The sequence below is a fragment of the Arthrobacter sp. B0316-5-4 genome (assembly GCF_059090325.1).
Genome location: NZ_JBNHFN010000001.1, coordinates 47,154 through 67,857, shown reverse-complemented (window position 1 = coordinate 67,857; position 20,704 = coordinate 47,154). Strand labels below are relative to the sequence as shown.

Below are 20,704 nucleotides of genomic sequence, written 5' to 3'. Positions count from 1 at the left end.
GTAACGGTAGGCTTGAGCCCATGCGTATCGCCCGGTTTGTAGTTGATTCTGATCCCCTTTACGGCGTTGTTGAAGGCGAGGCCGGCAGTGAGGAAATCACTGTCATCAACGGCGACCCCTTCTTCAATGGCGTCGAACGTACCCACGTGAAGCACAAGCTCGAGGACGTTCGGCTCCTCGCTCCGATCATTCCGCGCAGCAAGGTGATCGGTGTTGGCCGGAACTTCGCTGAGCATGCCGCGGAACTGGGCAACGAAGTTCCCCAGCAGCCACTGCTGTTCCTCAAGCCCAACACTTCGGTGATCGGCCCGAATGACCCCATCATCCTTCCTGAGTTCTCGGAGGAGGTTTCCTTCGAAGCCGAGCTGTGTGTTGTCATCGGCCGCATCTGCAAGGACGTTCCGGAAGAGCGTGCGGACGATGTCATTTTCGGCTACACCTGCGGCAACGACCTCACGGCCCGCGATGTCCAGAAAACGGACCTCCAGTGGGCGCGAGCCAAGGGCTTCGACACGTCCGCGCCGCTTGGGCCGTGGATCGAGACTGACCTGGATCACGAAGACCTGGCCATCCAGGGCCGGCTGAACGGTGAACTCCGCCAGGACGGCAGCACCAACCAGATGATCCGTGGCGTACGCGAGCTCGTCTCGATCGTCTCGCACGCGTTCACGCTCCTTCCCGGAGACGTCATCATGACAGGCACCCCGGCAGGGGTCGGCCTGGTCAGCGAAGGCGACCGTTTCGAAGTGGAAATCGAAGGCATCGGCCGGCTCTCCAACCCGGTGGTCCGCCGCTAGGCATCCAGCCACAGCCAAACCTCGACGGCGGCACCCACCTTTCGTGCGAAAGGCGAGTGCCGCCGTCGAGCGTTTACGGCCGGGAAACCGAGGCGGTGTCAAGCGGTAAAGTTGGAACCACTATGACTACTGCTTCTGCGTCGAACGCTGCCCCCAGCGCCATCCCTGCCGTCAACGCCGAGACTCCGGTCCGCGTCCGCTTCTGCCCGTCTCCGACGGGAACGCCGCACGTTGGGCTGATCCGAACGGCCCTGTTCAACTGGGCCTACGCACGCCACACCGGTGGCAAGCTGATCTTCCGCATCGAGGATACCGACTCTGCCCGCGACAGCGAGGAGAGCTACCACCAGTTGCTGGACGCCCTCAAGTGGCTCGGCATCAACTGGGATGAAGGCGTTGAGGTCGGCGGACCGCACGAACCGTACCGGCAGTCGCAGCGCGGCGACATTTACCAGGACGTCATCGCCAAGCTCAAGGCCGGGGGACACGTCTACGAGTCGTATTCCACCCCTGATGAGATCGAGGCCCGCCACAAGGCAGCCGGCCGCGATCCCAAGCTCGGCTACGACGGCTTTGACCGCCACCTGACGGAGGAGCAGCTCGCGCAGTTCAAGGCTGAAGGCCGGGAGGCTGTGCTGCGCCTTCGCATGCCGGACGAAGACCTGACCTTCAACGACCTCGTCCGCGGGGAAATCACTTTCAAGGCCGGCTCCGTCCCTGACTTCGCAGTGGTCCGCGCCAACGGCGCCCCGCTGTACACCCTGGTCAACCCGGTGGACGATGCCCTGATGGGGATCACCCACGTCCTGCGCGGCGAGGACTTGCTGAGTTCCACCCCGCGCCAGATTGCGCTGTACCGGGCGCTCTACGCCATTGGGGTGGCCGAGTACATGCCTGAGTTCGGGCACCTGCCGTACGTCATGGGCCAGGGCAACAAGAAGCTCTCCAAGCGCGATCCCGAGTCAAGCCTGTTCCTGCACCGCGAGCGTGGCTTCATCCCGGAGGGCCTGCTCAACTACTTGTCGCTGCTCGGCTGGTCCCTGAGCGCGGATGAGGACATCTTCACGGTGGAGCAGCTCGTGGCCAACTTCGACATCCATGACGTCCTGGGCAACCCGGCACGCTTCGACATCAAGAAGGCCGAAGCCATCAATGGAACCCACGTCCGGATGCTTGCGCCGGAGGACTTCAAGGAGCGGCTGGTTCCCTACCTCCGGGCCGCCGGCTTCGTCGGTGAAATCCTCACCCCCCGGCAGGAGGAGATCCTCGCAGAGGCAGCTCCGCTGGTCCAGGAACGCATCACCCTTCTGGGCGAGGCTCCGGAAATGCTGGCGTTCCTGTTCAAGGCCGATGACGCCATCGACGTCGCGGACGATGCCCGCAAGGGTCTCCCGCAGAACATTGAGGAAGTCCTCGACGCAGCCCTGGCAGCCTTGGAGCCGATCACGGACTGGACTGCCGAGAACATCCAGACTGCGCTCAAGCAGGCGCTGGTCGAGGACCTCGGCATCAAGCCCCGCGCCGCGTTCGGTCCTGTGCGCACGGCCATCTCCGGCCGTCGCATTTCCCCTCCGTTGTTCGAGTCCATGGTGATCCTCGGCAAGGATTCCTCGCTGGCCCGCGTCCGCGCTTTCCGCGGCTAGCAAAGGCCCACGTCATGGCGATCGCAAGCACTTTTGGCACTATCCGCGGTGTCCTGTTCGACATCGATGACACCCTGGTGGACCTTGAGTACGCCATGACCACCGCGTTGCGTGATGTCAGTGAACATCTCCTGCCCGGCCTGGATCAGGCCGGGTGGGTGAAGTTCGGCCGCATCTTCACGCACGAGACCACGCATTTCTATGACCGCTACCTGGCCGGGGAACTGACGTTCAACGAGCAGCGGCTGCTTCGTGGCAGGGCCGCCCTGGGCCATTTTGGCGTGGAGTTGGGCGACGGCGAGGAGTCCCAGGCGTGGGTAGCCGAGTATCACCAGCGCCAAACGGCGTACGTACGGGCTTTTGACGACGTTGAGGAAGTCCTGGATGCCCTGGACGCAGCGGGGATTCCCTACGGTGCGGTCAGCAACAACGTGCATGACTACCAACGCGCCAAGTTGGACGGCGCCGGCTTGGCGAGGATCGCGACCCTGGTGGGTACGGACACTGTGGGCGTGCCCAAGCCGGATCCCGCCATCTACCTCGAAGGTGTGCGCCTCCTGGGGACTGCTCCCGGGGAAACCCTCTATGTTGGCGATAACCGGCTCCTTGATGCGGACGGAGCAACCGCGGCGGGACTGGTTGGCGTGTGGTTGAACAGGACCGGGGAAGTGGTGGAGGAGTTCACCGGACGACAGGTGGATTCCCTGTCCCGGTTGCTGATGAAGGCCCCGACGGCGGCCTGAACTCCGTGTGATGCAGGTAACGGCTTTACGATTTGTGCAGGTGGCGAGACTCCGGTAGAGTCATTACTCGTGCTGAGGGGCACGGAGGGAAAAGCCAAGGGAAACCGCGGCGGGGAACTCCGGTCCGAAAGTCACTTTGGGATATGGTGTAATTGGCAACACTACGGTTTCTGGTACCGTCATTCTAGGTTCGAGTCCTGGTATCCCAGCTCTGAAAATCCGCGTAAATACGCCGGAAAATCGGAACTTCCACTTCGCTGAAGCGATTTGGAGCGGAGCTGAAAGTATGAAATACTCATTCAGCTTGATCGCCGGAAACGGTGACAAAAAGTGCAAGGCCCCATCGTATAGCGGCCTAGTACGCCGCCCTCTCACGGCGGTAACGCGGGTTCGAATCCCGCTGGGGTCACAGGTGAATCCCCCGGAACTTCACGGTTCCGGGGGATTTCTTTTTGCCCAGGCGCCTGCCCCGTGCGTTGGACCGGGATCGGGCTGGCATGATGATGCTGTGATCGCAAACCAAGACCCATCAGCATCCGGGGCCAGTCCAGTACCCCGAGGGGCGGCGGCCGCCGTCGATACCCTGGAAGCTGCACGCGCCGAACTTGCGGCCACCACCTTGCCGCTCGCGGTGCCGGAAGCGCAGGAAGCCCGCCAGTGGATCCGCGAGTCCCTTGCCCAACTCGACGATTACGTCATTCCCCGCTACCGAAGCCTAGATGCGCCGCTGCTGGCCGTCGTCGGCGGTTCAACCGGAGCCGGCAAGTCCACCCTGGTCAACGCGCTGGTTGGCTTCCCGGTCACACGTGCCGGCGCTATCCGGCCCACGACGCGCCAGCCCATCCTGCTGCACCACCCGCAGGATGCGGAGTGGTTCGAAGGGCACCGCATCCTGCCAAACCTGGACCGGATCCGCGGCACGGTGTCGGCAAGTCCCGTGCCGGCCAACCAGGCCGGCGCTTCCCCTGACGCCCAGGCGATCACTTCGCTGGTCCTGGTGGCGCACGACAACGTCTCCCAAGGCATCGCGCTGCTGGACGCGCCCGACGTCGACTCCATCTCGGACGACAACCGCAGGCTGGCCGGACAGCTCCTTGCCGCCGCGGACCTTTGGGTGTTTGTCACCACCGCCAACCGATACGCCGACGCCGTCCCGTGGCGGCTGCTTCTTGACGCGGCTTCGCGGGACATCACCGTCGCCGTGGTCCTGGACCGGGTGCCGGCCGCCGCCGAGGACGAGGTCAGGGCCGATCTGCAGGCAATGCTGGACCGGCAGGGCCTTGGCGAAGCGAAGCTCTTTGTTGTTCCGGAAAGCGAACTGGACGCACTTGGAATGCTGCCCCAAGAGGCAGCGGCCCCGTTGCGCCAGTGGCTGGGAGCCTTGGCCGCCAATGCAGCTGGCCGCGCCGACGTCGCCCGCCGAACACTCAACGGAGCCGTCAAGGCAGTCAGCGTCCGCCTGGACGGAATAGCCGGCGCGGCGGCAGCGCAGGACACCGCAGCACGCGAACTCGAAGGAAGCTGCGTGGAGGAATATGAGCTGGCACTCTCACGCATTCTCGCCGCAACCAAGGATGGAGCACTCCTGCGGGGTGAAGTCCTGGCACGGTGGCAGGACTTTGTCGGCACGGGTGAGTTCTTCCGGACCCTTGAGCAGAATATTGGCCGCATGCGTGACCGCATGGGGGCCTTCTTCCGGGGCGAACCTGCCCCGGCCGTGAAGGTGGAGACGGCCATCGAAACCGGGTTGCAGGCCGTGATCCTGGATGAGGCTGCCAACGCCGCGGAGAACGTTGACAGGCGGTGGCGTTCGGATCCCGCGGGCCGCCAACTCCTGGGCCCCGATGACCTGTCCGGTACCAGTGAAGGCTTCGATGCCAGGGCCGCCGCCGCTATCCGCTCGTGGCAGGAAGGCCTCATGGAGATGATCCGTACCCAGGGACAGGGCAAACGGACCCAGGCACGCTGGCTGTCCTTCGGCATCAACGGTTTGGGTGCCGCGCTCATGGTGGTGGTGTTTTCCATGACGGCCGGGTTGACAGGCCTTGAGATCGGGATCGCGGGTGGAACGGCAGTAGTGGGGCAGAAGCTTTTGGAAGCCGTGTTTGGCGAGGACGCAGTCAGGCGCCTCGCCCAACAGGCGCGGGAGGACCTGCACACACAATGTCAACGGCTCCTGGACGACGAAAGGCAGCGCTTCCTCGGCCGCCTTGAAGCTGCCCATCCCCGTTCCGGCAGCGACCTCGCCCGGCACGTCGCCGCACTTCGCCGCCTGGCGGAAGCCGCATGAGCCGCCACAGCCAGGTCCGCGAATCCTCCCACCTGCAGCGCAGGCTCGAATCGCTCAACGAAGCCCGTGAACTTGCCGAAGGCGTCCTTCCTGATGTGGAACTCCAATCGGTTTACGACGTCCTGGAGCGCGCCGCCTCCCGGCGATCATTATCCGCAGGACATACGGTGGTGGGTTTTTTCGGTGCCACCGGCAGCGGCAAATCCTCATTGTTCAACGCAGTGTCCGGAAGCATGCTCGCGACAGCGACGGCGCGGCGTCCCACCACCTCGGAACCCTTGGCAGGGATTTGGGGAGAAGATGGCAGTGGACCGCTGTTGGACTGGCTGGACGTCAAGGAGCGCCACACCCTGCCCCCGGTGGCCGGACTCGCGGGCGAAGACACTGGCCTGGTCCTCCTCGACCTGCCGGACTTCGATTCCACCCGTGCGGAGAACAGGGAGATCGTCCAGCGCATGGTGGGCATGGTGGATGTCCTGGTGTGGGTCCTTGATCCCCAGAAGTATGCAGACGCAGCGGTCCACAACGATTTCCTCAAGCCCATGGCCTCCCATGGTGCCGTCACGCTGGTGGTCTTGAACCAGGTAGACAGGCTAAGCCCCATGGACGCCTCAGCCGTCTTGGAGTCTCTGGAGGGCATCCTCGCCCGCGACGGCCTAGGCAAGGTTCGCGTGCTCAGCGCCTCGGCAGTGACGGGCGACGGCGTTGCAGCCGTCCGCGGCGCCATCAGGAACGTCGTGGTCCAGCGGGAGGCAACGACGCAGCGGCTCGCGGCCGACGTCGCGAAGGCGGCCTCGGAATTGGCCCTGGCCTCCGGGGAGGGCGAAGCGCGCGGGATCAAGGGAAATGCCAAGGCGCACCTCGCGTCGGAGTTGGCTACCGCCGCGAACGTACCTGTAGTGGTGGACGCGGTCCAGCGGTCGTTCAAGAGGGAGTCGGCCCGGAGGACAGGGTGGCCCGTGACGCGGTGGCTGTTGCGTTTCCGGCCGGACCCCTTGCGCAGGCTGAACCTGGGCCGGGGCGACACGAAGCCGGAACTGAGCCGGACCTCCTTGCCTCCGGCAGGCGCTCCTGAGCGGGCGCGGACGGATGCGGCTGTCAGGGACTTCGTGGACGACGCGTCCACGGGTGCTCCGGGGCCGTGGCGCGCCGCTATCCGGGGTGTGGCCAGAGACGGCCGCGAGCAGTTGCCGGATGCCTTGGACCAGGCCATCGCAGGAACCGACCTGAAGGCGACCAAACGGCCTCTGTGGTGGGCGCTTTTCAACTCCCTGCAATGGTTGGCACTTCTGTTGGCGGTGGGTGGCCTGGGCTGGCTCGGAGTCCTGGCGGCGCTGGGCTACTTCCAGATGCCGGTGCCGGAGGTTCCTCGAACGGAGGGTTGGCCCTGGCCCACGTTGATGGTGGCCGGGGGAGTCGCGTTGGGAATCCTCCTCGCCATCGCCGGCCGCATTTTTGGTGGCTGGGCAGCGAAAATACGGGCATCCGGAGCCGCCAAACGGTTGAAGGAATCCGTTGCGGCGGTGGCTGAAACACGGATCGTTGAGCCCGTCGAGGTGGAGATCACGCGCTTGAAGGCCTTTAATGCGGCGTTGAAGGCTGCCCGTTCGTCCTAGAGCGCTGCTGCGGCGTCCCTGACCTTGATGAGGGTCCGCAGGTTCCGGGTGGTGGTGCTTGCTTTGTAGCGTGCTTTCGCCGAGAGCTTGCTGAAAGGGCTCTCCAAGGTGCCACCGGCAGGGGCCAGCCAGGCGGACGCTTCAGGGCCGAGCCGCACCTGTTCGACGCTTCCCAAGGCCTGGCCAGCGTCGAAGAGTTCGTCAAGCATGGCGGTATCGGAGGCCAGCGTCACGTAACTGTGCGTGGACTTGTCGTCGGCAGGATAGGGACAAGCCTCGACGAGTTCGGCAACCCGCTGTGCGGAGAGAACCACCACCCAGGCGTCATAGGCGAACGCGTCCCGCAGGCACTTCTCGAACTGGGCCTTGACGTCCTTTGCGCTGAGCTCGCTTTGCAGCACGACGTTTCCACTGGCCAGCAAAGTCTTGACCTTGGTGAACGGGTAATCCTTGAGCGCATTCTTGAGATCAGCCATTTTGATGTTGATCCCGCCGACGTTGATGCCGCGGAGGAATACGGCGTAGTTGCTCATGCTGGGCTCCCGTCCCGATGGTGGATGCTGGATCAGCGCAGACCGGCGCCGGACTAGTCGTTGTTCTTCCGCAGTGCTTCAGTCAGGACGCGGGCCGCGTTGCAGACCACTTCGGCGTGCAGGCGACCGGGCTGGCGGGTAAGGCGCTCGATCGGACCCGAAATGGAGACCGCAGCTATCACCCTTCCGGACGGCCCACGGACGGGGGCCGAAACCGAGGCGACCCCAGGTTCGCGTTCGCCGAGGCTCTGACCCCAGCCCCGGCGTCGTACTCCCGCCAGGACGGTGGGCGTAAAGCGGGCGTTCTGCAGCCCCTCCAGCAAGCGGTCATGGTCTTCCCATGCCAGCAGCACCTGGGCGGCGGAGCCGGCCTTCATGGACAGCTGGGTACCAACGGGAATGGTGTCCCTGAGGCCGATGGGGCGCTCGGCCGACGCGACGCAGACGCGCCAGTCGCCTTGCCGGCGGAAAATCTGGGCGCTTTCACCCGTGGCGTCCCGTAGCTGGATGAGGACAGGACCTGCTGAAGCGATGAGCCGGTCTTCTCCCGCAGCGGATGCCAACTCCACGAGCCTGCTGCCGAGGACGAATCGTCCCTGGATGTCGCGGCTCACCAGGCGGTGATGAACCAGCGCCAGCGCGAGCCGGTGAACCGTAGGCCGGGCTAGGCCCGTGGCCGCTACAAGTTGCGCGAGTGTCGTTGGCCCGGCCTCGAGAGCATCGAGGACCTGGGCCGCTTTATCAATGACACCGACTCCACTAGAATTGTCCATGTAATGATATTGCCGTCTCAATATCTGAGATGCAAGTTGTTTCACTGGCCTATTTCGCAGCGGTGCTGCTTCAGTGGACTAGGAACAACCAAACCGCAGTGAAGGGAGCAGGCCGTGGGAAAGACACTGGCCGAGAAAGTCTGGGATGCGCACATCGTGCGCAAAGGTGAGGGCGAAGGAGCCAATGCCCAGCCCGACCTTCTCTTCATCGACCTGCACCTCGTTCACGAAGTGACTTCCCCGCAGGCCTTTGAAGGCCTGCGTCTGGCGGGCAGGCAGCTGCGCCGCGTGGACCTCACCATCGCGACGGAGGACCACAACACTCCAACGTTGGACATCGACAAGCCGATCGCCGACCTCACCAGCCGCACCCAGATTGAAACGCTGCGGGCCAACTGCAAGGAATTCGGCGTCCGCCTGCACTCCCTGGGTGACAAGGAACAGGGAATTGTGCACGTGGTTGGTCCCCAGTTGGGTCTCACCCAACCGGGCATGACCGTGGTCTGCGGCGACTCGCACACTTCCACGCACGGTGCCTTTGGTGCACTGGCCATGGGCATTGGCACGTCCGAGGTTGAGCACGTCATGGCAACCCAGACATTGTCGCTGAAGCCGTTCAAGACCATGGCCATCAACGTTGAGGGCACCCTGCGCCCCGGCGTCACGGCCAAGGACATCATCCTCGCCGTGATCGCCAAGATCGGCACAGGTGGTGGACAGGGCTACGTCCTGGAATACCGTGGTTCGGCCATCCGGGCGCTGTCCATGGACGCACGCATGACCATCTGCAACATGTCCATCGAAGCTGGCGCCCGTGCTGGCATGGTGGCTCCGGACCAGACCACCTACGACTACATGCAGGGTCGGCCCCACGCGCCGGAAGGCGCCGACTGGGATGCCGCCGTCGAGTATTGGAACACGCTCCACACGGATGCTGACGCAACGTTCGACGTTGAAGTCGACCTCGACGCCGACACCCTGGAGCCCTTCGTGACCTGGGGTACCAACCCCGGCCAGGGCGTCTCGCTCTCCGCCAAGGTTCCGTCCCCGGAAGACTTCGGCGACGAGAACGCAAAAGCTGCCGCCGAGCGTGCGCTGCAATACATGGGCCTCGAAGCCGGCACGCCCATGAAGGACATCCGCGTTGACACGGTCTTCCTGGGCTCCTGCACCAATTCCCGCATTGAGGACCTCCGCGCCGCTGCAGACATCATTCGCGGCCGCGCCAAGGACCCCAACGTCCGCATGCTGGTGGTTCCGGGATCCGCCCGGGTCCGCTTGGAAGCCGAAGCAGAGGGCCTGGACAAGGTCTTCAAGGAATTCGGAGCTGAATGGCGCTTCGCCGGTTGCTCCATGTGCTTGGGCATGAACCCGGACCAGCTGGAGCCGGGAGAGCGTTGCGCCTCCACCTCCAACCGGAACTTTGAAGGCCGCCAGGGCAAGGGTGGGCGCACGCACCTGGTCTCGCCCGTGGTGGCAGCAGCCACAGCCGTCCGGGGCACGCTGAGCTCGCCGTCGGACCTGGAGTCCGCTTCCGCGGGCACATTGACCGGAATCGCAGTCTAGGAGGATCCCATGGAAGCATTCACAACCCACACCGGCATTGGTGTACCGCTGCGCCAGAGCAATGTGGACACCGACCAGATCATCCCCGCGGTTTACCTCAAGCGCATCACCCGGACCGGCTTCGAGGACGCCCTGTTCGCTGCTTGGCGCAAGGACGAGTCCTTCATCCTCAACCAGGCGCCCTTCAGCGCCGGCTCCGTGCTGGTGGCCGGCCCTGATTTCGGCACCGGTTCGTCCCGCGAACATGCTGTCTGGGCCCTGAAGGATTACGGTTTCAAGGCCGTGCTCTCCTCGCGGTTCGCCGATATTTTCCGTGGCAACTCCGGGAAGCAGGGCCTGCTGGCCGCCCAGGTTGCCCAGGACGACATTGAGCTGATCTGGAAGGTGCTGGAGAACCAGCCTGGCACCGAGGTGAAAGTGGACCTCGTGAGCAAGACAGTGGAGTGCGGCAACGTCGTAGCTCCCTTCGAGATCGACGACTACACACGCTGGCGCCTCCTGGAAGGCCTGGACGACATCGGGCTGACCCTCCAGCATGAAGAAGACATCACGGCGTACGAGGCCACGCGTCCGTCCTTCAAACCAAGGACGCTCCGGCGAAAGTTCAGTAGCCACAGCTGATGGCTTCGGAATTGCGCTGAGAGAGGACCGTCGACGCCCCGTAGAAGGGGCGGGCGGTCCTTTTTCGTCGGTCGTTGACCGCACTTTTGCTGCGCTTTGACTGCGCTGTCGCTGCACTTCGGCGCGAAGCCGATCCTCGTGCCGCCGGGTGCGTCCATTTCGGTTCGGTAACGCGAGCTTCTATGCTTAGCTGGAGCCTTTGTAAGTTTGGGGGGCGAGTAGTCGTGAGGAAACCGGTATAGATGAGTAGTGTTCTGACAATCCGCGGTGGCGTCCCGTTGACCGGGCGAGTGACCGTTCGCGGTGCCAAGAACCTGGTGCCCAAGGCCATGGTTGCCGCGTTGCTGGGCAGTGAACCATCGGTGCTGAGGAACGTGCCGGAGATCAAGGATGTAGAGGTTGTCACCAGCCTGCTGCAGCTCCATGGAGTGACCGTCGCGAAGGACCCCGTGACGGGTGACCTTACCTTGGATCCCCAAGGCGCCAAAACCGCTTCCAGCACCGCTATTGACGCGCACGCCGGCGACTCGCGGATTCCCATCCTCTTGTGTGGGCCGCTGATCCATGCCATCGGCGAGGCTTTCATTCCCGACCTCGGCGGCTGCAAAATCGGTGACAGGCCGATCGATTACCACCTGAACGTGCTCCGCCAGTTCGGCGCAGTGGTGGAAAAGCGTCCGGGTGGCATCCACATCTCCGCTCCCCATGGCCTGCATGGCGCCAAGATTTCGCTCCCATACCCGTCCGTGGGAGCCACCGAGCAGGTCTTGCTCAGTGCGACCCGCGCCGAGGGCATTACCGAACTCATTGGGGCTGCGACGGAGCCGGAGATCATCGACCTCATCGCGGTCCTGCAGAAAATGGGCGCGATCATCAGCGTCCAGACGGACCGCACCATTCGCATCGAAGGCGTCAAGGACCTGCGCGGGTACAACCACCAGGCGCTCCCGGACCGCAACGAGTCCGCTTCCTGGGCTTCTGCTGCACTGGTTACCCGTGGCGACATCTTCGTCGAAGGCGCGTCGCAGCGCGACATGATGACCTTCCTGAACACCTACCGCAAGGTCGGTGGCGGCATGGACATCGGCGACGACGGCATCCGTTTTTACCACCAGGGCGGCAAGCTCTCCCCGTTGGTCCTGGAGACCGACGTTCACCCTGGCTTCATGACGGACTGGCAGCAGCCCCTCGTGGTTGCCCTGACCCAGGCCGAGGGCGTTTCGATCGTCCACGAGACCGTCTACGAGAACCGTTTCGGGTTCACCGAAGCCCTGGCGCGGATGGGTGCGAACATCCAGGTGCACCGTGAGTGCCTGGGCAGCGTACCTTGCCGTTTCGGCCAGCGGAACTTCCTGCACTCGGCAGTAATCTCCGGACCCACTCCCTTGCGGGGAACGGACATCGACATTCCGGATCTCCGCGGAGGTTTCAGCCACCTCATCGCTGCGCTTGCCGCAACGGGCACCTCCAAGGTGACCGGCATTGACATCATCAACCGCGGATACGAGCGCTTCACCGAGAAACTGGCTGGCCTGGGCGCCGATTTCGACATCACTACCACCAAGTAGCGGGAGATCCTGTGAAGGAATCGGCCAAGAGCCGTGCCACGTTTATCTTGCTGGCGGGCCTGGCGCGCCCCTTGATGAACATCCTGATGAACAAAAAATGGGAGGGGCTGGAGAAACTGCCGCAGGGCGGTTTCATCGCGGTACCCAACCACTGCACCGAGATCGACCCCATCGTCGTAGGTCACATGGTGTACAACCAGAAGCGGCCACCACACTTCCTGGCCAAGGCCGGACTTTTCAAGGTCCCGGTTTTGGGGGCCCTGCTTCAGGCCACCAAGCAGATTCCGGTTGAGCGCTCGACGGCGGGAGCCAACCGTTCGCTGCAGGTCGCCAAGGAGGTGGTGGACGCCGGCGGCGCCATCATCATTTATCCCGAGGGGACACTGACCCGTGACCCGGACCTGTGGCCCATGAAGGGGCACACCGGGGCGGCCAGGCTGGCGCTGCAGACGGGGGCGCCCGTGGTGCCCATAGCCCAGTGGGGTGCCCATGAAGTCTTTCCGCGGTACGCCAAGCGTTTCCACGTCTTCCCGCGCAAGACTGCCCGCGTACTTGTGGGGGAGCCCGTGGACCTGAGTGCCTTCGCCGACCGTCCGTTGGATCGGGCCACGTTGTCCGAGGCCACGGACGTCATCATGGATGCCATCACCAAACTCCTTGAAACACTTCGCGGCGAGGCTGCTCCCGCGGAACGCTGGGACCCGGCTGTGCACAAACAGTCCAAGCATGGACGCTTTGTCGAACGTGGATCCACAGGCGCTCCGGAACCGGAGGACGGCGAATGACCCTTTTGGAAAGCCCGGCAGGGACCCCGGAGACGATTGCCGTCCTGGGGGCAGGATCGTGGGGAACGACGTTTGCCAAGATCCTGGCAGACGCGGCCGCCGCATCCGGTGCCACACGCAGCATCCGGATCTGGGGCCGGCGAGCCGAGGTCGTCTCTGAGATCAACTCGGTACATCGCAACGGGCAGTACCTCAAGGACATCGAACTGCCTTCGTCCATCACTGCCTCCACCGACGTCGCCGAAGTGCTGAAGGAAGCCACATTGGTGGTCCTGGCCGTCCCGGCGCAGTCCCTGCGGCCGCAACTGGGCGAGTGGAAAGCACTCCTGGCACCCGAGGCTGTGGTGGTGTCCCTGATGAAGGGTCTGGAACTGGGCACGGATGCGCGCATGAGTGAAGTCATTGCGCAGGAACTGGGGCTCCCCGCTTCCCGCGTAGCCGTGGTCTCCGGACCAAACCTGGCCATGGAAATCGCCAGGGAGCAGCCCACTGCCTCAGTGGTTGCCTGCAGCGATAACGAAACAGCTTCTGCAATTGCTCTTTGCTGCACGGCGCCGTATTTCCGCCCCTACACCAGCACCGATGTTGTTGGCGTGGAGATCGGCGGGATCGTCAAGAACGTTATTGCCCTTGCGGTGGGTATTTGCGAGGGACGCCAGATGGGCGACAACACCAAGGCATCCGTGATTACCCGCGGCCTGGCGGAGACCTCGCGCCTTGCCCTGGCTTTGGGCGGAGAGGCCCTCACCATGGCCGGGCTTGCCGGGCTCGGTGACCTCGTGGCCACCTGCTCGTCGTCGCTTTCGCGTAACCACACAGCTGGCCGCCTTCTCGGCGAAGGCCTCAGCCTGGAGCAAGTGGCCGAACAGATGACCCAGACCGCCGAGGGCATCAAATCCGGGCCTGCCGTCCATGAGCTCGCAGGCAAACTGAATGTCGAAATGCCCATCACGGCTGCCGTAGTGGCCGTGCTTGAAGGCAGAATGTCCGTTGATGACCTGGGGCCGCGACTGTTGGCCCGGGCACTGAAGTCCGAAGGCGACTACTGATGGTGACTGAAGATTCCACTCCTGCGACACGCCGCCCCCGGGTAGCGATCCTCTTTGGCGGGCGGTCAAGTGAGCATGCGGTCAGTTGCGTCACGGCTGCCGGTGTCATGGGCGCCATCGATAAGGACAAGTACGAGGTCATCCCCATCGGCATCGCCAAGTCAGGACAATGGGTTCTGGCCTCCGGCGACACCAGCCAGTGGTCCTTGAGCTCCGCAGCTCTTCCCGAGGTAACTCCGTCGGGCCGGACTGTGACCTTGGCAGAGATCGGCGGCGAGCACCAGCTCATCGTCACCGAGCCCAATGAGGTTCCGCAGGAGCTCGGTTCCGTCGACGTCGTCTTCCCGCTGCTGCACGGGCCGTGGGGCGAGGACGGAACTGTCCAGGGCCTCCTTGAACTGTCGGATACGCGTTACGTTGGCGCCGGTGTACTGGCCTCGGCGGTGGGCATGGATAAGCACTTCATGAAAGTGGTGTTCGAAGCCGCCGGATTGACCGTGGGACCCTATGTGGCGGTGACTGACCGTGACTGGCTCACCGATGCGGAGGCAGTCCGGAAACGCGTCGACAAGTTGGGTTTCCCGGTGTTCGTCAAACCGGCCCGGGCAGGTTCCTCGATGGGCATTTCCAAAGTGGACTCCCTGGAGGGGCTCGACGCTGCCATCGAGGAAGCCCGCCGCCACGATCTCAAGCTGGTCATCGAAGCAGGAATCGTTGGCCGCGAGATTGAGTGCGCCGTCCTCCAAGGACGCGGCACGGACGTGCCCCGTACTTCCATGCCGGGCGAAATCGCGGTGGCTGCAGGAGACCACCAGTTCTACGACTTTGCTGCCAAGTACGTGGAGGACGGCGCCGCGGCCCTCAGCTGCCCGGCAGACATGCCCGAGGACGCCATCGCCCGCGTACGCGAGTTGGCCGCCGTTGCCTTCGATGCCGTAGGCGCGGAAGGCCTCAGCCGTGTCGACTTCTTCTACACCCCGGCCGGCGAGCTGATCATCAACGAGATCAACACCATGCCTGGCTTTACCCCCAAGAGCATGTACCCGCAAATGTGGGCGGCATCGGGCTTGGCTTATGCCGATCTGATTGATGAACTGATCCACTTGGCGCTGACCCGCAAGACAGGCCTGCGCTAACTACTTGCCGGTGGGCAGGTTCTGGAGGTCTTCCTGGCCGACGCACTTCCCGGTCGCCTTGATCTTGCCCACGGCAGCGGCGAGTTCCGTCAGGACCGTCGCCGAACTGATGTTGGCCGCTTCAAGCTTGGTGGGATCAATCAGGATTTCCGTGGCCGGTTCCCTGCCGAAAGTCGTCAAGGTATAGACGGGGTCGCCTTCCTTGATGACCCAATCGATGTCGTTGACGCTCACGCATCGGTCAGTGGTGGGGCCGGGAACATTCACGCCGCACCGGAGGATCACCTGCGATGGGTCGCCCCATGCTGCGGTTGCCTGGCTGTTCGTCTTGCGGAGCGCGGCGTCGCCGATCTGGTCCGGAAGGGCCACCATCATCGGGGCGCAGGCAGGATTGGCGGCATCCGAGGCTGCCGTGACGTCTACGGCCGGTGAACAGGCCGTGATTGCGAGGGCGGAGGCAGCGGCCAGTGACGCGGAGATGGCAGTCCGGCGGAGGGTCTTGTGGTGCATGGATCCAGCCTATCCCGCGTGTGCTGCCGGGCAGATTCGCGTTATCCCGGTCACAATCCGGTGCGTCCCGTGGAGAAGACCCCGGCGTTATCCTGTCGGTGGATCGCGATAGCGTAGAGCCGTGCCCGCAGAACAATTGATCGTCCAAGACCTTTCGGAGTCCGAGCTCCTTGCCCGGATCTTTCCGCGCCTGAACCACAGTCCCGGCATTTTGTTGGGACCTGGGGACGATGCTGCCCTGGTCGCCGCTCCCGATGGCCGGACCTTGATCTCCATCGACACGCAGACCCAGGACCAGGATTTCAGGCTGCAGTGGAATAACGGCTACCGAACCACAGGGTTCGATGTCGGGTGGAAAGCTGCGGCCCAGAACCTCAGCGACATCAACGCCATGGGAGGTACGGCTACTTCCTTGGTTGTCAGCCTGACCATGCCCCCGAGCACCCCGGTTGAATGGGTCGAATCCTTTGCTGACGGCCTCACCGCGGCGATTACGGCGTTGGGCCCCCTCGACTGCTCCGTGGCCGGGGGAGATCTGGGCCGAGGCCGCGAGATCGCGGTGACAGTGGCCGTCGTCGGTTCGCTGGACGGTTTGGCGCCAGTGGTGCGTTCGGGCGCGAAACCCGGTCACCTTCTTGCCGTGGCAGGCACCCTGGGCCGGGCAGCGGCCGGGTGGGCCCTCCTTGAAAGCGACGTTCCGCTGGGCAGCCTGTCAGCGGAACTCCGGGCCCTGGTGGACAACCAGTGCCGCCCGCTGCCCCCACTGGCAGCCGGCCCTGCTGCCGCCCGCGCCGGGGCCTCCGCCATGCTTGATATCTCGGACGGCCTGCTGCGCGACGGCAATCGGCTGGCTTCGGCAAGCGGGGTGGTCCTGGACTTCGACCCCACGGCCCTGAAAGCATACGCGGTACCCTTGGAACCGGCAGCAGCACTACTGGGTGCAGACGCGATGCCCTGGGTCCTTGGCGGGGGAGAGGACCACGGCTTGCTGGCTACGTTCCCAGCTGGCGTTCAGCTGCCGGAGGGCTTCACTGCGATAGGCTCGGTTCAAGCCGTTGTCGAGCCGCCAGGCAGCGGTATCCGGATTGCCGGGCAAGCCGCTGACACCGTTGGATGGGATCACTTTGCAGACTAAGATCGCCGCGAATGCGCACGCCATGAAACGTTGGCTCGGCAAAGCGGAAGTAGTCCTGGGGAACCATAGCGACCGCCTTAACGCGATCAACATTTTCCCTGTCGCCGACGGCGATACCGGCACCAACCTCTATCTTACGGTCCGGGCTGCCGTCACGGCCCTGGGTGGCACCACCCCGGATTCCACCGAAACAGGAAACGACGTCGGAGCGGTTCTTTCCCGGGCAGGCCAGGCCGCCATGGAGCAGGCGCGCGGTAACTCCGGGACGCTCTTCGCCGTCTTTCTCTGCGCAGCAGCTGAGCCCCTGGCCGGCAAGTCGCGGCTGAGCGCGCCCCTGCTCGCTAGTGCTTTGAACAGGGCACAAATCCGGGCGTGGTCGGCGTTGAGCGAACCCGTTGCCGGAACCATGCTTTCGGTCCTGGAGGCCGCCGCGAACGCAGCCCAGGCCGTGGAGGCGGCCCAGAACGGTGATGACAGCAACCATGCGCTGGGCCTTTCCCTTGATGCCGTAGTGGACGCCGCCTACCAGGCCGTTGTCCGAACCGAAGACGAACTCGCGCAACTTCACGAAGCCCGCGTGGTCGACGCCGGGGGCGTTGGCATGCTCCTGGTTCTTGACTGCCTCCGCTCGGCGGTCCTCGGAGAGGAACTCCAGGATGAGCTGTTGGACGGCCTGCACGGCTACAAGCTGCAGGATCCGCACATCCATGAGCACATGCCTGCCGACGACGGTGTGGAAGTCATGTGCACCATCAGCCTGTCGCCGCTGAACGCAGCCATCCTCCGGCAACGCCTGGACGAAATGGGCGATTCCGTGATCATGAGCCAAGTAGGCGGAGCGCAGGGCCCGGATGACGACGACGAGCCCGCCGTGGAAGCCAGCTACCGTTGGCGGGTGCATGTGCACGTCCCCGATCCTGAGCCCGCCGTTGCCCTGATCCGTTCGTTGGGCGAACCTACGGACATCGCCGTCAGCCAGCTCGCGGTTCCGACCGGGGCCGCTCAAGACACACCTACCCAAAACAACGCTGCCCAAAGCAACCCTGCACCCGGCGACCCGGGCCAGTCACGGCATGAATTCTGAACTCGAACTGCCCCTCGAACGCCGTATCGGCAAGCGGTCCGCTACCGTCATCGAGAAACACCTGGGCCTGAAGACCGTCGGTTCCTTGCTGAACTATTTTCCACGCCGCTACCTGAGCCGTGGTGAGCTGACACCCATCAACAACCTCCCGTTGGATGAGGAAGTCACACTGATCGCACGCGTGCTGTCCAACAGCACCCGCCAAATGCGTGCCCGCCGAGGTTCCATCACCGATGTCGTGGTAACCGATGAAGCAGGCGGCAGCAACGTGCCTGGCACGTTGAAGGTCAGCTTCTTCAACGGCTTCAGGGCCAAGTCGGAGCTCCTCCCCGGCCGTCGGGCGATGTTCTCGGGCAAGGTGACCCGCTACGGTGGTGCCTTGGGCCTGACCAACCCTGACTTCCTGCTGCTTGACGAGGACCCTGGAGCCGAGGGCTCCATGGACCCCGAAAAGATCGCTGCAATGCCCATCCCGGTCTATCCGGCCACCGCGAAACTCACCAGCTGGTCCATCCACAAAGTCATCAGTGCCCTCCTGGAGACCATGGACCTGGACGCGATGAGTGATCCCCTCCCGGATGACATCGTTCGCAGGGACGGGCACCTCAGTGTTGCCGAAGCGTATCGCCTGATCCATTCGCCGGAGACCGCCAAGGATTGGCAGCGGGCACAGGAGCGTTTCCGTTACCAGGAAGCGCTTGTCCTGCAGGCAGCCCTTGCTCGCCGGCGGGCCCAACTTGCGGCGGAGGAAGCGACGGCCCGCCGGCCGGTCAGCGGCGGTTTGCTGGGCAGGTTCGACCAAAACCTGCCGTTTACCCTCACCGCCGGCCAGTCCGCCGTCGGGAAGACGCTTGCTGAAGAACTTGCACGTGACACACCCATGAACAGGTTGCTGCAGGGTGAAGTGGGGTCCGGTAAGACCATCGTTGCCCTCCGGGCGATGTTGCAGGTGGTGGATGCCGGTGGCCAGGCCGCCCTCCTTGCCCCCACCGAGGTCCTTGCCGCGCAACACTTCCATTCGATCCGCCGGACCCTGGGCGGGCTTGCGCGGGACCATGTTTTTGGTGGCGCAGGCATGCTTGGAGGCGACGCGGCGCCAGAAACTGTCCAGGTGACGCTGCTGACGGGTTCCATGCCGACCGCCGCCAAAAAACAGGCCATGCTGGACGCCGCATCCGGGAATGCAGGCATCGTGATCGGCACGCACGCTTTGCTGAGCGATAAAACGAGCTTCCAGGATCTCGGCTTAATTGTGGTGGACGAGCAGCACCGCTTCGGAGTGGAGCAGCGGGATGCCCTCAGGGCCAAGGCGCAACGCCCCCCGCACTTGCTGGTCATGACAGCCACGCCCATTCCGCGGACCGTTGCCATGACAGTGTTCGGCGATCTTGAAACGTCTATCCTTGACGAGCTTCCTGCGGGGCGTGCCCCCATTTCAACGCATGTGGTGGGGCTCGCGGAGAACCCCGGATGGGTGGACCGGATTTGGAAACGGTCCCGTGAGGAAGTCGAATCGGGGCACCAGGTGTACGTGGTCTGCCCCAAGATCGGGTCGGACGACGACGGCGACTTCAGTCCGGGGGAAGCGGAACCGAGCGACGCCGACCTAGCGGACGACGGCCCGTCACGCGAGCTCGCGTCGGTGACGGCCGTCGTCGAAAGCCTCCTGGATGAGCCGTCCTTGGCCGGTGTCCCGGTGGCACCGCTGCATGGCCGGCAGGATCCACAGCTGAAGTCCGACACCATGGCCTCATTCGCGGCCAACGAGACCAAGGTCCTGGTGTCCACGACCGTCATCGAAGTGGGTGTGGACGTCCATAACGCCACCCTCATGGTCATCCTGGACGCTGACCGCTTTGGAATTTCGCAACTCCACCAGCTGCGTGGCCGGGTGGGCCGCGGAGGGTTGCCCGGCACCTGCCTCCTGGTGACTACTTTGGAACCGGGACACCCGAGCCGCCGCCGCCTGGAAGCCGTGGCCTCGACCACTGACGGTTTTGAGCTCTCCCAGGAGGACCTGAAGCTTCGCCGGGAGGGCGACATCCTTGGCGCTTCCCAGTCCGGCGGCCGCTCGACGCTGAAGCTGCTCCGTGTCCTTGACCACGAGGACATCATTGCGCGGGCACGCACGGATGCCCAGGCACTGGTGTCAGAGGACCCTGCCTTGGAGCACCAACCGGCCCTCGCCGCGGCAATCGACGAATATTTGAACCCCGAAAAGGAGGCGTTCCTTGAACGCGGTTAAGAGTCCAGGGACGCCTTGCGGCCTGGAAAGCACCAACCCATGAGCCGCATCATTGCCGGTGCTGCCGGCGGGAACCCGTTGGCGAGCGTCCCCGGAACAGCGACGCGGCCCACGACGGACCGGGTCAAGGAGGCGCTCTTCTCCCGTTTGGAGTCCTTGGCGGTCATTGATGGGTTCCGGGTCCTTGACCTCTATGCGGGGTCGGGTTCCCTGGGAATTGAGAGCGCCAGCCGCGGCGCCCGCAGCGTGGACCTCGTGGAGTTTGACGCCAAGGCCAGCGATGTCTGCCAGCGCAATGCTGACCTGGTGAACCAGGTGGTAGGCAGCAAGAGGGTATCGGTCCACAGGTCAAAGGTGGAATCGTTCCTTGAACGTGCCGGGGAAGCTGATCTGTGGGACCTGGTCTTCCTGGACCCTCCCTACCCTTTGGACGAAGCTGCCCTCAGCGCTGTGCTTGCCAAACTGGCACCGCACTTGGACGAGGCTGCCGTAGTCGTGGTGGAGCGAAGTTCGCGAAGTCCCGAGCCCGCGTGGCCGGAGTCCTTGGAGTGTTTCGCGGATAAGAAGTATGGCGAGACCAAACTGTGGTTCGCGGAACCGTCCTGAGGCG

The 20,704-nt window shown here is 64.1% G+C and carries 18 protein-coding genes and 2 tRNA genes; 17 read left to right on the top strand and 3 right to left on the bottom strand.

From position 1 onward, the window contains the following. The first annotated feature begins 20 nt into the window (after positions 1-20). The 7 genes from AC5RU9_RS00315 to AC5RU9_RS00285 all read left to right on the top strand — a co-directional run bounded on the left by AC5RU9_RS00315 (position 21) and on the right by AC5RU9_RS00285 (position 7,089). Positions 21-797, top strand: coding sequence for a fumarylacetoacetate hydrolase family protein (locus AC5RU9_RS00315; protein WP_211713490.1), 777 nt, complete (start codon positions 21-23; stop codon positions 795-797). 122 nt (positions 798-919) lie between these two features. Continuing rightward, positions 920-2,440, top strand: coding sequence for a glutamate--tRNA ligase (gltX, locus tag AC5RU9_RS00310; protein WP_494014916.1), 1,521 nt, complete (start codon positions 920-922; stop codon positions 2,438-2,440). Positions 2,441-2,454: 14 nt separating this feature from the next. Further along, positions 2,455-3,183 carry an HAD family hydrolase gene (locus tag AC5RU9_RS00305; protein WP_211713492.1) on the top strand — a complete coding sequence of 243 codons (729 nt, stop codon included), beginning with the start codon at positions 2,455-2,457 and terminating at the stop codon, positions 3,181-3,183. A 137-nt stretch (positions 3,184-3,320) separates the two neighbouring features. Further along, a tRNA-Gln gene (locus AC5RU9_RS00300) sits at positions 3,321-3,392 on the top strand. Positions 3,393-3,519: 127 nt separating this feature from the next. Continuing rightward, positions 3,520-3,592 (top strand) — tRNA-Glu (locus AC5RU9_RS00295). 102 nt (positions 3,593-3,694) lie between these two features. Next, a complete protein-coding gene (locus tag AC5RU9_RS00290) occupies positions 3,695-5,473 on the top strand; it encodes a dynamin family protein (RefSeq protein ID WP_494015456.1) in 1,779 nt (592 codons plus the stop codon). Continuing rightward, positions 5,470-7,089, top strand: coding sequence for a GTPase (locus tag AC5RU9_RS00285; protein ID WP_494014915.1), 1,620 nt, complete (start codon positions 5,470-5,472; stop codon positions 7,087-7,089). The genes AC5RU9_RS00290 and AC5RU9_RS00285 overlap by 4 nt, the downstream gene beginning before the upstream one ends. Here the strand turns inward: AC5RU9_RS00285 and AC5RU9_RS00280 are convergent. Together AC5RU9_RS00280 and AC5RU9_RS00275 are read right to left on the bottom strand one after the other, a co-directional pair. Beyond that, positions 7,086-7,622 carry a DUF1697 domain-containing protein gene (locus tag AC5RU9_RS00280; RefSeq protein ID WP_494014914.1) on the bottom strand — a complete coding sequence of 179 codons (537 nt, stop codon included), beginning with the start codon at positions 7,620-7,622 and terminating at the stop codon, positions 7,086-7,088. The genes AC5RU9_RS00285 and AC5RU9_RS00280 overlap by 4 nt on opposite strands. 53 nt (positions 7,623-7,675) lie before the next feature. Further along, positions 7,676-8,395 carry an IclR family transcriptional regulator gene (locus AC5RU9_RS00275; protein ID WP_014922101.1) on the bottom strand — a complete coding sequence of 240 codons (720 nt, stop codon included), beginning with the start codon at positions 8,393-8,395 and terminating at the stop codon, positions 7,676-7,678. Between the two features lie 114 nt (positions 8,396-8,509). Between AC5RU9_RS00275 and leuC the strand changes: the two genes are divergently transcribed. The 6 genes from leuC to AC5RU9_RS00245 all read left to right on the top strand — a co-directional run bounded on the left by leuC (position 8,510) and on the right by AC5RU9_RS00245 (position 15,120). Next, positions 8,510-9,961, top strand: coding sequence for a 3-isopropylmalate dehydratase large subunit (leuC, locus tag AC5RU9_RS00270; protein ID WP_494014913.1), 1,452 nt, complete (start codon positions 8,510-8,512; stop codon positions 9,959-9,961). A gap of 9 nt (positions 9,962-9,970) precedes the next feature. Continuing rightward, positions 9,971-10,582: a 3-isopropylmalate dehydratase small subunit gene (gene leuD / locus AC5RU9_RS00265; protein WP_494014912.1), complete on the top strand. Its 612-nt coding sequence runs from the start codon at positions 9,971-9,973 to the stop codon at positions 10,580-10,582. Between the two features lie 242 nt (positions 10,583-10,824). Then, positions 10,825-12,150: a UDP-N-acetylglucosamine 1-carboxyvinyltransferase gene (murA, locus tag AC5RU9_RS00260; RefSeq protein WP_494014911.1), complete on the top strand. Its 1,326-nt coding sequence runs from the start codon at positions 10,825-10,827 to the stop codon at positions 12,148-12,150. Positions 12,151-12,161: 11 nt separating this feature from the next. Next, positions 12,162-12,935 (top strand): lysophospholipid acyltransferase family protein, encoded by a 774-nt coding sequence (locus AC5RU9_RS00255; RefSeq protein WP_309994389.1) that lies wholly within the window; start codon positions 12,162-12,164, stop codon positions 12,933-12,935. Next, entirely contained in the window at positions 12,932-13,984 is a 1,053-nt protein-coding gene (locus tag AC5RU9_RS00250; RefSeq protein WP_494014910.1) for an NAD(P)H-dependent glycerol-3-phosphate dehydrogenase, read from the top strand. Before AC5RU9_RS00255 ends, AC5RU9_RS00250 begins: the two co-directional genes overlap by 4 nt. Beyond that, a complete protein-coding gene (locus AC5RU9_RS00245; protein WP_494014909.1) occupies positions 13,984-15,120 on the top strand; it encodes a D-alanine--D-alanine ligase family protein in 1,137 nt (378 codons plus the stop codon). Before AC5RU9_RS00250 ends, AC5RU9_RS00245 begins: the two co-directional genes overlap by 1 nt. Here the strand turns inward: AC5RU9_RS00245 and AC5RU9_RS00240 are convergent, their stop codons facing one another. Next, positions 15,121-15,630 carry a DUF3515 domain-containing protein gene (locus AC5RU9_RS00240; protein ID WP_211713501.1) on the bottom strand — a complete coding sequence of 170 codons (510 nt, stop codon included), beginning with the start codon at positions 15,628-15,630 and terminating at the stop codon, positions 15,121-15,123. A gap of 121 nt (positions 15,631-15,751) precedes the next feature. On the opposite strand from AC5RU9_RS00240, the gene thiL reads away from it, so the two are divergent. From thiL to rsmD, 4 genes are read left to right on the top strand one after another with little or no spacing between them, the layout of a single operon-like run. Next, on the top strand, positions 15,752-16,765 hold the full coding sequence (thiL, locus tag AC5RU9_RS00235) for a thiamine-phosphate kinase (RefSeq protein WP_494014908.1): 1,014 nt from the start codon (positions 15,752-15,754) through the stop codon (positions 16,763-16,765). A 22-nt stretch (positions 16,766-16,787) separates the two neighbouring features. After that, a complete protein-coding gene (locus AC5RU9_RS00230; RefSeq protein ID WP_494014907.1) occupies positions 16,788-17,849 on the top strand; it encodes a DAK2 domain-containing protein in 1,062 nt (353 codons plus the stop codon). Then, complete coding sequence (locus AC5RU9_RS00225; RefSeq protein WP_494014906.1) at positions 17,839-20,094, top strand: ATP-dependent DNA helicase RecG; 2,256 nt, start codon at positions 17,839-17,841, stop codon at positions 20,092-20,094. Before AC5RU9_RS00230 ends, AC5RU9_RS00225 begins: the two co-directional genes overlap by 11 nt. Before the next feature lie 39 nt (positions 20,095-20,133). Further along, positions 20,134-20,700: a 16S rRNA (guanine(966)-N(2))-methyltransferase RsmD gene (rsmD, locus tag AC5RU9_RS00220; protein WP_211713504.1), complete on the top strand. Its 567-nt coding sequence runs from the start codon at positions 20,134-20,136 to the stop codon at positions 20,698-20,700. Positions 20,701-20,704 lie beyond the last annotated feature (4 nt).